The organism is Sphingomonas sp. Leaf10 (assembly GCF_001421245.1).
Lineage (GTDB): Bacteria > Pseudomonadota > Alphaproteobacteria > Sphingomonadales > Sphingomonadaceae > Sphingomonas.
Window position 1 is genome coordinate 1 of sequence record NZ_LMKE01000010.1, and the last position, 12,054, is coordinate 12,054.

At 66.9% G+C, this 12,054-nt stretch carries 10 protein-coding genes; 8 read left to right on the forward strand and 2 right to left on the reverse strand.

Features of this window, described 5'->3' with window-relative positions; all coding sequences use genetic code 11:
* Window positions 1-260 precede the first annotated feature (260 nt).
* The 5 genes from ASE59_RS09135 to ASE59_RS09155 all read left to right on the forward strand — a co-directional run bounded on the left by ASE59_RS09135 (window position 261) and on the right by ASE59_RS09155 (window position 5,447).
* The gene (locus tag ASE59_RS09135; RefSeq protein ID WP_056455335.1) at window positions 261-1,472 is read left to right on the forward strand and encodes an alpha/beta hydrolase; all 1,212 of its coding nucleotides are present in this window, start codon (window positions 261-263) and stop codon (window positions 1,470-1,472) included.
* Between the two features lie 69 nt (window positions 1,473-1,541).
* Entirely contained in the window at window positions 1,542-1,730 is a 189-nt protein-coding gene (locus tag ASE59_RS09140) for a hypothetical protein (RefSeq protein ID WP_056455337.1), read from the forward strand.
* A gap of 115 nt (window positions 1,731-1,845) precedes the next feature.
* Window positions 1,846-2,742 carry an amidohydrolase family protein gene (locus tag ASE59_RS09145; protein WP_056455339.1) on the forward strand — a complete coding sequence of 299 codons (897 nt, stop codon included), beginning with the start codon at window positions 1,846-1,848 and terminating at the stop codon, window positions 2,740-2,742.
* A gap of 9 nt (window positions 2,743-2,751) precedes the next feature.
* On the forward strand, window positions 2,752-4,437 hold the full coding sequence (locus ASE59_RS09150; protein ID WP_056455488.1) for an alpha-L-fucosidase: 1,686 nt from the start codon (window positions 2,752-2,754) through the stop codon (window positions 4,435-4,437).
* Window positions 4,434-5,447, forward strand: coding sequence for a zinc-binding alcohol dehydrogenase family protein (locus tag ASE59_RS09155; RefSeq protein ID WP_056455341.1), 1,014 nt, complete (start codon window positions 4,434-4,436; stop codon window positions 5,445-5,447). Before ASE59_RS09150 ends, ASE59_RS09155 begins: the two co-directional genes overlap by 4 nt.
* Window positions 5,448-5,553: 106 nt before the next feature.
* On the opposite strand, the gene ASE59_RS09160 is transcribed toward ASE59_RS09155, so the two are convergent.
* Both ASE59_RS09160 and ASE59_RS09165 read right to left on the reverse strand, forming a co-directional pair.
* The gene (locus tag ASE59_RS09160; protein WP_056455490.1) at window positions 5,554-6,630 is read right to left on the reverse strand and encodes a serine hydrolase domain-containing protein; all 1,077 of its coding nucleotides are present in this window, start codon (window positions 6,628-6,630) and stop codon (window positions 5,554-5,556) included.
* Between the two features lie 90 nt (window positions 6,631-6,720).
* The gene (locus ASE59_RS09165) at window positions 6,721-8,022 is read right to left on the reverse strand and encodes an MFS transporter (protein ID WP_056455492.1); all 1,302 of its coding nucleotides are present in this window, start codon (window positions 8,020-8,022) and stop codon (window positions 6,721-6,723) included.
* A gap of 216 nt (window positions 8,023-8,238) precedes the next feature.
* Here ASE59_RS09165 and ASE59_RS09170 point away from each other — a divergent pair, with 216 nt between their 5' ends.
* The 3 genes from ASE59_RS09170 to ASE59_RS20635 form a co-directional block, all read left to right on the forward strand.
* A complete protein-coding gene (locus tag ASE59_RS09170; protein WP_056455343.1) occupies window positions 8,239-10,011 on the forward strand; it encodes a sensor histidine kinase in 1,773 nt (590 codons plus the stop codon).
* Window positions 9,992-11,296 carry a sigma-54-dependent transcriptional regulator gene (locus ASE59_RS09175; RefSeq protein ID WP_056455345.1) on the forward strand — a complete coding sequence of 435 codons (1,305 nt, stop codon included), beginning with the start codon at window positions 9,992-9,994 and terminating at the stop codon, window positions 11,294-11,296. The genes ASE59_RS09170 and ASE59_RS09175 overlap by 20 nt, the downstream gene beginning before the upstream one ends.
* Window positions 11,293-12,054, forward strand: a 762-nt coding sequence (locus ASE59_RS20635) for an FAD/NAD(P)-binding protein (protein WP_235515706.1), incomplete at its 3' end; no start/stop codon positions are given. The genes ASE59_RS09175 and ASE59_RS20635, both read left to right, overlap by 4 nt.

Sequence of the window (12,054 nt, forward strand, 5' to 3'; positions counted from 1 at the left end):
GCCCCCAGCCCCTCCCTTCCAGGGAGGGGAGAGATAGAGACGCCAGCGAACCTCGATTGAACCGACGTAGATTCCCCTTCGTCGCTTCCGCGAAGGCGGAAGTCCATAACCGCCAACGTCGGTTATCGGACTGCCCCGACCCCGCCCGCGAGTCTGCCCACGCGAAAACCAACGATCCGGACGCCGCACCGCCCCAAATTTCCGTTGCACGAACGCCGCCTTTCCCCAACCATGCACGTAACAAGCAAGGGGAGGGATGGATGAAGGCACGGGTTTCGCTCGCAATATTGGCGCTGGGGCTATGGCCGGCGGTCGCATCGGCGCAGACGCCGGCGCCTGCCGCACCGGTCGCCAACTGCCTGCCCAAAAGCTGGCTCGATCTTCAGGCGCCCTATAAATCGGTCGAAGTCTTGCCCGATGGCCGCGTCACCTTCCGGCTGTGCGCACCGCTCGCGCGTGAAGCGAAGGTCATCAGTCCCGATCTCGGCGACCTGATCCCCGGTGGCGCGACCGACGGCGTCGTCAACGGACTGGTGTTGACCCGCGACGCTACGGGCCTGTGGACCGGTACGACCAGCCGCGCGGTACCCGCCTCGCCCTATCGCTTCAATTTTCAGGTCGATGGCGCGCCGGTTCCCGATCCGCGTGGTACGATGTGGTCCGAACAGGTGACCGGCCTGACCGGTGTGTTCGAGGTGCCCGGCCCCGCCGCCGCATTTCAGCAATATCGCAAGGACGTCGCGCACGGCGTGGTCAGCACGGTCGAATATTGGTCGAACGGCCTGGGGATGAAGCGGCGCGCGCATGTCTATACGCCGCCGGGCTATACCGGCGATGCGCGACGCTATCCGGTGCTGTATCTGGTCCATGGTGCCGGCGACAGCGACGATAGCTGGACCAGCATCGGCCATGCCCACTACATCCTCGACAATCTGATCGCCGCCGGACAGGCCGTGCCGATGATCGTCGTCATGCCCGCCGGGCATACGCCGATGCGGCCGAACCAGAATATGCTGGTCAACACCGATTTCGGCAGCGACCTGACGACCGATCTGATCCCGCTGATCGATCGCAGCTATCGCACCGTGGCAAAGCCCGAAATGCGGGCGATGGCCGGGCTGTCGATGGGCGGTGCGCATACGCTGAATTTCGGCCTGCCGCGCTCCGACCTGTTCCGTTATGCCGGCATCTTCTCGATGGGATTGGGGTTGCAGGACCCGGCGAAGGAAATCGCCGACTATGAAACCCGCAACGCCGCCGGGCTGCGCCAGTCGGCCAAGAATATGAAGCTCGTCTGGTACGGCATGGGCAAGACCGATTTCCTCTACGGCACGGTCGCGCCGACGCGGGCGATGCTCGACAGATACGGCATCCGCTACACCTATGTCGAAAGCGAGGGTGGGCATGTGTGGGGCAATTGGCGCAGCTATCTCAACCAGTTCGCGCCGAAGCTGTTTCGTGTAGGTAGCTGACGCAAATCTACCCGACCGGCGGTAGTTCTGCACGATATGGCGGACGTGGTGGCGGGGGTAGGATTGGTCATGCCCAACCAGCCTCCGCCCCAGCCGCATGCCGTCCCCGAACCCGAGGACCGCGACTATCTGCTCAAGCGTGCCGACCAGCATCGGCGGCAGGGCGAACGCTGCGATGACGCCGGCCGCGCCCTGCACGCCCGGTTTCAGCGCATGTACGAGGATCGCGCCGCCGCATTGTCGCCAGCGGACGACTGACGGCTTGCCACCGGGCCGTTTCGCGAATTAGGATCGCACCGATAAAAAGGTCGCGCATGTGCAAGCGGCCTGTGGGCGAGGCAGCGACGATGCGTCGGCAGCAACAGGGACGGCGGTGACCGCAGGCGACGACCATCGCCCGCCTTTCGTCGACGCGCATTTCCACCTGTGGGACCATGGCGTGCTGCACTATCCGTGGCTCGACGATCCGGCGCAGGCGGCGATCGCCTCCGACTATCGCATCGATGATTACCGGCGCGAGACGGCGGCATGGAACCCGGTCGGTGCGGTCCATGTCGATGCCGGTGCACATCCCGATCAGGGGCGGGGCGAGACCGACTGGCTGGCCGGGATAGCGGCGGCCGATGGCCTGCCGAGCGCGATCGTCGCGCGCGTCGCGCTCGACCGGGCGGATGTCGAGGCCGAACTGGCGTGGCAGGCGGGGCAACCGGGCGTGCGCGGTATCCGCCACCTGATCAACTGGCATCCGCGCGATGCCACGCGCCGTGCCTATGACCATGACCTGACCCGCGATCCGGACTGGGCGCGCGGCTATGGATTGCTCGGTAAATATGGGCTCAGCTTCGATTTCCATGGTTTCCCGCCGCAACTGGCCGGTCTTGTCGAACTGGCGCGCGCGCACCCGGACGTGCCGGTGGTACTCAATCACCTTGGCCTGCCGATCCTGTCCGACGGGCTGGAGGAATGGCGGCGCGGGCTGATCGCCTTTGCCGAATTGCCGCATGCCGCGATCAAGCTGTCGGGGGCAGGGTTCGTCGATCCTGCGCTCGACCGCGCGGTACTCGCGCCGATCGTCGGTGAGGTGATCGACCGGTTCGGTCCCGACCGGGTGATGATCGCCACCAATTTTCCGACCGACCGGCTGGCGGCGGGACTCGATGCGACGCTGGCGACCTATGCCGCATTGCTGTCGTCCCTGTCGGACGACGAACGACGCGACATCTGGGGACGCAGCGCCGATCGCTTCTATCGGCTGAACCTCGATCTATAGGAGAGAATGATGAAGGCGACGCGGCGCGAGATGATCGGCGGCAGTCTGGCCGCCGCGGCAATGGCCCCGGCGGTGGCATCGGCGGTGCCGACCCAGCCGACGCCGATGGGCGCGGGCCGGGCGCTGAAGGTGCCGCCGCCGGCGCGCTTCACCCCCGACTGGGCGTCGCTGACCTCGGGCTACAGCGCGCCCGACTGGTTCCGCGATGCGAAGTTCGGCATCTGGGCGCACTGGACCGCGCAATGCGTGCCGGAGGCGGGCGACTGGTATGCGCGCGACATGTATCTGCCGGGCAGCCGCGCCTATAATCATCACCTGAAACACTATGGCCACCCCGCCGATCGCGGCTTCATGGAAATCCAGAATCTGTGGAAGGCCGACCGCTGGGATCCCGCCCGTTTACTCGACATCTACAAGAAAGCCGGCGCCCGCTATTTCATGGCCCTGGCCAATCACCACGACAATCTCGATGCCTATGCGTCGCGCGATCATGCGTGGAACACCACGCGGGTCGGGCCGAAGCGCGACATCGTCGGAACCTGGGCGAAACTGGCGCGCGAGCGAGGCTTGCGCTTCGGGGTGTCGAACCATTCGGCGCATGCGTGGCACTGGAACCAGCCGGCCTATGGCTATGACCCGGACGGGCCACGCGCGGGCCAGCGCTATGATGCGTACAAGCTGACCGCAGCGCAGGGGCGCGGCAAATGGTGGGACGGCCTCGACCCGCAGCAGCTCTATACCGGGCGGCATATGCCGATGCCCGATGGCATCCGGACCCGCGCCGAAGCCGATTTATGGCACGAGGCCACCGACCGGTTGTGGACCGAAGGGGTGCCGGCCAACAGCGACTTCGCGCGCAAATGGGAACTCCGCTGCCGCGACCTGATCGAGCAGCACCGCCCCGACATGGTCTATTTCGACAATTTCGACCTGCCGCTGGAACAGCACGGGTTGGACCTGACCGCATGGTATTATAACCAGTCGATGGCGTGGAACGGCGGCCGGCTGGAGGCCGTCGTCACCGCCAAGACGACGCCGCCGCAGCGGCGTATGGGAATTGTCGATGACGTTGAACGTGGCGGCAAGAGCTATATCGAACGTTTCCCTTGGCAAACAGACACTTGCATCGGCAATTGGCATTATGACGCCGATCTGGCGGCACGCGACGGATACAAGTCGGCGGCCACCGTCATCCATACTTTGTGCGATGTCGTGTCGAAAAACGGCAATCTGATGCTGTCGGTGCCGATGCGCGGCGACGGCACGATCGATGAGAAGGAAGAGCGGATCGTCGGCGAGATCGGCGACTGGATGCAGCGTTTCGGCAGCGCGATCTATGCGACGCGGCCGTGGAAACGGTTCGGCGAGGGGCCGACCAGGGCCGGGCAGGGGCTGTTTTCGGAAGGTGGCCCGAAGTCGCCCTATGGCGCGCGCGACGTCCGCTACGCTACGCGTGGCGACGACCTGCACGCGCTGGTGCTCGGCTGGCCCGACGATAACGTCGTGCGCATGACGCTGCTGGGCAGCAACGATCCGACGCTGACCGGCGAGGTGCATCGCATCACCCTGGCGGGCGAGGCCACGCCGCTGGCGTTCAGGCGCACCGGCGACGCGCTGGAGGTGACGTTGCCGCCGGCCGCGCGCCATCCGATCGGCGTCGCGCTGATCCTGTCGGGGCGGGGGCTGACCGCATGAAGGCGCTCGTCTGTGCCGATCCGTTCGACCTGCGCCTCGAAACCCGCGAACCGCCCCGTCCGGCGGCGGGCGAGGTGCTGTTGCAGATGCGGCGGGTCGGTCTGTGCGGCACCGACTATCACATCTATGCCGGCAAGCACCCGTTCCTTGAATATCCCCGCCTGATCGGTCACGAACTGGCGGGCGAGGTAGCCGAGACGCCGGCGGGCAGCCGGTTTGCGGTCGGGCAGGTGGTGACGGTCAATCCGTATCTGCCATGCGGCACTTGCCGCGCGTGCCGGCGCGGCAAACCCAATTGCTGCGCAGCAATTCGCGTGCTGGGTGTCCATGTCGATGGCGGTCTATGCGAATGGCTGGCGGTGCCCGAGGCGGCGGTGGTGGATGCGACCGGCCTCACCCTCGAACAAGCGGCGATGGTCGAATTCCTTGCGATCGGTGCCCACGCCGTCCGGCGGGCTGGGGTCGGTTCGCGCGACCGGGTGCTGGTGGTCGGGGCGGGGCCGATCGGGGTCGGTACCGCATTGTTCGCGCGGATCGCGGGAGCGGAGCAGATCGTGCTCGCCGATACGCGGGCGCAGCGGCTCGACTATGCCCGCGCGCAGTTTGGGTTCGACGAAACGGTGGTCGCCGATGCGACGCTGGCCGACACGCTGGCGGCGATGACCGATGGCGAGATGTTCGATCAGGTCTTCGACGCCACCGGCAATATCGCGGCGATGCGCGCCGGCCTCGCCTATGTCGCGCATGGCGGCGACTATACGCTGGTCGGCGTCTGCAAGGACGATCTGGTCTTCGCCGATCCCGAATTCCACAAGCGCGAGACTACACTGCGCGCCAGCCGTAACGCGCTGTCGGTCGATTTCGACCATGTCATCGCCAGCATCCGCAGCGGCCGGATCGCCACCGATCGCATCGCCACGCATCACCTGTCGATCGACGAGGCCCCGACCCGGATGCCGCAGCTGATCGACGAGGCGGACAGCGTGCTGAAGGCGATCGTCAGCCTGTGACGCGGTGTAAGTCCGTTTGTGCGGAGTACGGACTGAGCGAAGTCGAAGGCCGGTATCGAAGCATCTGTGGCAGTCCTTCGATACGCCCTTTCGACAAGCTCAATGGCTACCCAGGACGAACGGTTGCACTTGCTGGTGGCATTCCGGCCCCCGCCTCCGCCGCTGGGATCACCCCGTCGGCCACCAGCCGGTGCAATGCCTCGATATGGCCATTGTCGCGCGGGGCGTCGGCGGCGGAGGTCATGACGACGGTCAATCGCAGGTCGGGGACGACATACACCATCTGCCCACCATAGCCCCATGCGAAGCGCACCGGATGGCCGCGCATCTCGGTCAGGAACCAGCCATAGCCATAGGCCTGCCCGCTCCACGGCGATGTTGCACGCGGCGTCCAGCTGGTCCGCACCCAGTTCGCCGGCAGGATGCGCTTGCCACCTACCACCCCGTCGAGCCGGTAGAGTTCGCCGAACCGGGCCAGCGCGCGCGGCGACAACCGCATCTCGTTGCCGCCGAAGTAGATGCCCTGTGGATCGGCCGGCCAGACCGGAATTGTGATGCCCAGCGGTTCGCCCAGCCAGTCGCGCGCATTGGCGAGCGTACTGCGGTCGCTCGCCTTCGTTAGTGCTGCCGAAAGCAGATGGGTCGATCCGGTCGAATACAGCATGTCCGCCCCCGGATCGGCGACGAACGGCCGCGACAGCGCGAAGCGGATCCAGTTGGGGCTGGACACCCAGCGGCCATAATATTCGCCCGAGGTCCGCTCCAGCCCGGCCTGCATCGACAGCAGGTTGCCGATCGTCACCCGGGCCAACCGTGGATCGGGATTGGCCGGCGCGTCGGCGCGCAGGATCGGCAGCACCGGCTGGTCGACGCCGGTGAACACGCCGCGCGCGATGGCGATGCCGACCAGTGCCGACATTACCGATTTGGACGCTGATTTGATGTTGACCGGCCGGTCGAGCGCCGGGCCGCCGTTGAATACCCGTTCGGTAAGTGTCCGGCCGTCGCGCAGGACCAGCAGCGATCGTAGTCGTGGCAGGCGTTGCGCATCGGCAACGGTCGCCTGCATCGCCGAAGCGTTCAGCCCGCGCGTCGCGGCAGTGGCTTCGGGTTGCGGGGAGGGCGCGGCGCCGCCGTTACAGGCAGCGGTCAGCAGCAACAGGCAGGGGAGCAACGCACGCATCGCTTCCATGTCGGCCGGTCGTCGCCCCCATACAAGATGGGCGGCGAGTTGCCTCGCCGCCCATAGGGGGAAGGAGATCGGAAACGCTGATCAATCCTCCTGGATAAGACTGTTCTTTCCCGAATCCCGCATCCGCAGGTACACGACCAGCGAGATGCCGATCATCGCGGTGACATACCAGTAGAAGCCACGCTCCCAACCGGCGTCCTTGAACTTCAGCGCGACATATTCCGCCGTGCCGCCGAAGATCGTATTGGCGAGTGCATAGGGCAGCGCCACGCCGAGTGCGCGGATATGCGCCGGGAACAGCTCGGCCTTCACCACGGCGTTGATCGAGGTATAGCCGGTGACGATAATGAGCGCGGCCATCACCAGCAATCCGGCGGTAACGGCGTCGCGGGTCTGTTCGAGCGCGCTGAAGATCGGATAGGTGAAGAGCACCCCGGCAATGCCGAAGGCGATCATCAACGGCTTGCGCCCGATCCTGTCCGACAGGCCGCCGGCGATCGGTTGCAACAGCATGAACACGAACAGGGTGATCGCGTTGATCTGGGTCGCGGTTTCCTTGGTGAACCCTGAGGTGTTGACCAGGAACTTCTGCATGTAGATCGAATAGGCATAGAAGGCGAGCGTGCCGCCGGCGGTCAGCAGCATGACCAGCGCGGTTTCCTTCGGGTGGTTGCGCAGCAGCATCAGGAAACCCGATTTCGGCGCATCGGTCTTCTTCGCGTTCTTGAAGCTTTCGGTCTCGGCAAGGCCGCGGCGCAGGTAGAAGACGACGACGGCGAGCACGGCACCGACGAAGAACGGAATGCGCCAGCCCCATGCTTCCAGCTCGGCCTTCGGCATCACCGATTGCAGCAGCAGGAGGAGCAGGATCGCGAGCAACTGGCCCGAGATCAGCGTGACATATTGGAACGACGAGAAGAAGCCGCGCCGGTCCTTGCCCGCCATTTCCGACAGATAGGTGGCGCTGGCGCCATATTCGCCGCCGACCGACAGGCCCTGCATGAGCCGCGCAAGCACCAGCAGCGCCGGGGCGAGCAGGCCGATCGATTCATAGACCGGGGTGCAGGCGATGATGAGCGACCCGGCGCACATCAACGTCACCGACAGCGTCAGCCCGGCCTTGCGGCCATGGCGATCGGCATAGATGCCCATGATCCATGCGCCGATCGGTCGCATGACGAAACCGATCGCAAAGACGGCGGCGGCGCTCAGCAACTGTGCGGTCTGGCTGGTTGACGGAAAGAAATGCGGCGCGAAATAGAGGGTGAAGGCGGAATAGACGTACCAGTCGAACCATTCGACCAAATTGCCGGTCGATCCGCCGATGATCGATTTTAGGCGCGAATTAGTCGACGGACCGGTCGCGGCCGGTAAATGGGGTATGGAGGCCACAGCATCTCTCCCAAGATTGCCCGTGCCGACATTGTTGCCGCACTACGGGTCATAGAATGACCCATGCCGGCCATTCTCCGAACCATTTTTCGTGTTATGATAACATACTGAAAAATACAGTTATAAACTCCGGGCAGCATATTTGCGCGGCGGATTCGCGCAAAAATTCGCATGGCGCCGTGGGACGCCGTGCGATAACCTGCACGCATGGGCTGGCTGTACCGCAGGACGACGCTGATCGCCGGGATCATCGTAGCGATCGCCACGATCGGGATGATCTGGCTGGCGGCGTTCCTCTGGTTCGAACGATCGGGCCTTGCCGAGCTACGGGACGATACCGCCCGGACGGCGCGGCAACAGGCGCGACTGTTCGCCAGCGACCTCGCCAAATTCCGGCTGCTGCCGATCGTGCTCGGCGAATATACCGACCTGCTCGATACGCTGCAGCGGCGCGATCCGGCGGCGACCGCGCGCATGAACGGCAAGCTGGCGCTGCTGGCGACGCGGACGGGGGCGCCGGTCATCTATCTGCTCGACCGCGACGGAATGACGGTGTCGGCATCGAATGCCGGCACGGCGGAAAGCTTTGTCGGGCGCGACTATCGCTTTCGACCCTATTTCGTCCGGGCGATGCGGCAGGGCGCGGCCGAATATTTCGCGGTCGGCAATGTCAGCGGCCGGCCGGGCCTGTTCCTCGCGCGCCGGATCGGCACTGCCGGCGACCCGGCGGGCGCGATCGTCGTCAAGGTCGAGTTCGTTGACCTGACCCGGGCATGGTCGAGCGATCCGGGACAGACGCTGGTGAGCGACGGGCGGGGCATCGTGCTGTTCGCGACCGATGCCGAGGAACGATTCCGGATCACCCGACCGTTGTCCGCCGATATTCGGGCCGACATCGCCCGCAGCGGTCAGTTCGGCAATGCACCGCTGTCGCCCAGTCGCTATCGCTTCGGCGCCGATATGGCGCGGGGGCCGGGCGGCGACGACCTGCTGCTCGCGCGGGTCGCCATGCCGCTGAGCGGGTGGCAATTGCTGCATGTCGTGCCCACGCAGCGGACGCTGCGCGATGCGGCGGCGCTGGCGCGGTTGACGACGATCGCCGCGTCGCTGGCGATCGCCGCGCTGCTTGCGCTGTTCCTGTGGCGTTCGGCCCGGGCGGCGCAGGCGGCCCGCTATCGCGCGTCGCTGGAAAAGGCGGTGGCGGAGCGGACCGCGGCACTGCGCGCGGAGATTGCCGAGCGGACCGCGATCGACCGTCGCTTTCGCGAGGCGCGCGAGGAACTGGCGCAGGCCAATCGGTTGGGGTCGCTGGGGTCGATCACCGCGGGCCTCGTCCACGAGATCAACCAGCCGGTGGCGACGATCCGTACGCTGTCGGAGAATGCGCAACATCATCTGGCGAGCGGGCGGATCGACCGCGTCGCGGCGAACCTGCAGACGACCGTCGACCTGACCGCGCGGATCGGCGCGATCACGCAGGAGATGCGGCGCTTCGCCCGGCGGGGAAAGGGAACGGTCGGCCCGGTGCCGCTCGACGCGGTGATCGCGGGGGCATTGTTGCTGGTCGGCGACCGGTTTCGCATGACCGGGGTGGCGCTCGACCTGCCGCCTGCGGGGCAGCCGATGGTGCGCGCCGGGCGGGTGCGGCTCGAACAGGTGCTGGTCAACCTGCTGACCAATGCGCTGGAGGCGGTGCAGGGCACGCCCGATCCGCGCGTCGCGGTGCAGGTCGAACCGTCCGGCGATCGGGTGCTGCTGACCGTTGCCGATAACGGCCCCGGCATCGATCCGGCGATCGCCGACGACATCTTCCAACCCTTCGTCACCGGCAAGGCCGATGGGCTGGGGCTGGGTCTGGGAATCGTGCGCGACATCGTCACCGAATTCGGCGGCGTGGTGACGGTGGTGCCGTCGTCGTCGGGCGCGACGTTCCGGGTGACATTGCAGAAGGAGACGGGCGATGATCCTGCTGATCGATGACGACGATGCGCTGCGGACGGCGCTGGTCGATTCCTTCGCCATTGCCGGGCTGGAGGTGGCGGACTTTGCCGACGCGACCGCCGCGCTGGCGCGCGTCACGCCCGACTTTCCGGGCATCGTCGTCACCGACATCCGCATGCCCAAGATGGACGGCCATGCCGTGTTCGAGGCGGTCAGCGCGCGCGACGGCGAAATTCCGGTGTTGCTGATGACTGGCCATGGTGAGGTCGCGATGGCGGTGGCGGCGATTCGCGACGGGGCGTTCGACTTCATCGCCAAGCCCTTTGCCGCCGACCACCTGATCGCCAGTGTTCGCCGCGCGTTGGAGGTCCGGCGGCTGGTGCTCGAAAACCGGCGGCTGCGCGCCTCGGTCGATGCGGCGGCGGAGGACGATTATCCGTTGATCGGGACGACGCCGGCGATGGATGCGCTGCGCGACAAGCTGCGGCAACTGGCGCAGATCGACGTCGACGTGCTGATCGAGGGGGAGACCGGCACCGGCAAGGAGCTGGCGGCGCGGCAACTGCATCGCTGGAGCAAGCGGCGCAACCACGGCTTCGTGTCGGTCGACTGCGCGGCGCTGCCCGACCATCTGGTCGACGAGATATTGTTCGGCACGCGCGGCAGCGGCGGGCGCATCGCCGAGGCGGATCGCGGTACGCTGTTCCTCGACGAGATCGACAGCATGTCGAGCGCGGTGCAGGGCAAGCTGCTGCGCGTGATCGAGGAGCGCGAACTGCCCGCCAATGGCCGCGAACCGCCACGCGTCGTCAATCTGCGCGTGATCGCCGCCGCCAAGGCGAACCTAGCGCAAGAGGTCGCGAGCGGGCGGTTCCGCGAGGATCTGCTCTATCGGCTGGAGACGATCCGGCTGCGCATCCCGCCGCTTCGCGAACGCCGCGCCGACGTGCCGATGCTGTTCGCATGGTTCCTGCGCGACGTGGCCGCGCAATATGACCGGCCGGTGCCCGCGATCACCGCCGAGGTCGAGGCACGGCTGATGACCGATCCGTGGCGCGGCAATGTCCGCGCGCTGCGCAACTTCGCGGTGCAGACCGTGCTGGCGCTTACCCGCGACGATCCGGGCGAGGCGGGGCTGTCGCTGACCGAGCGGCTCGCGCGGCTGGAGGCGGCGATGATCGGCGAGGCGCTGCAACAGGCGGGCGGCGACGTGACCGCCACGGCCGAGGCGCTGGGACTGCCGCGCCGCAGCCTGTACGACCGATTACAGCGCCACGGCATCGACGCCAGCAGCTTCCGCCGGCGCGAGGGGGATGCGGCATGATCGGCCATGTCGCGATCATCGGCGCGGGGTTTTCGGGAACGCTGCTCGCCATCAACCTGCTGCGCCACGACGGGCCGCGCGCGACGCTGATCGAACGCGGCGGCGCGGCCGGGCAGGGCGTTGCGTACGGCATGGCGCAGCCCGACCATCTGCTGAACGTCCGCGCCGCCAATATGAGCGCCTTTCCCGACCGGCCCGATCATTTCGTTCGCTGGCTGGCCGAGCGCGGCGACGGGCAGGGCGCGGCCGATTTCGTGCCGCGCGCGACCTATGGCGCGTATCTGCGCGACCTGCTGGCCAGCGCGCAGGCAGCGGCGCCCGACCGACTGACGATCGTCGAAGGCGAGGCGGTGGACTGCGACGGCGGCACCGTTCGCCTGCACGACGGGCGGACGGTCGTCGCCGATGTCGCGGTGCTGGCGGTCGGCAATCTCGCGCCGCAGGTACCGCCGGGGCTCGACGCGGTCGCTGGATCGCCCGCCTATGTCGGCAATCCTTGGGCGGCGCGGGCGACGGACGGGCTCGGCGACGAGGATTGCGTGCTGCTGATCGGTACCGGGCTGACCATGGTCGACGTCGTGCTGACACTGGAGGCACGGGGGTTTGCCGGGCGGATGGTCGCGCTGTCGCGGCGGGGGCTGCTGCCGCACCGCCACGCGCACGCCACGCCCGGCGACCCGCCGCTGGCCGAACGACCGCGCCCGCCGCTGTCGGCACTGGTGCGCGCGGTCCGCGAACGGGGCGACGCGATTGGCTGG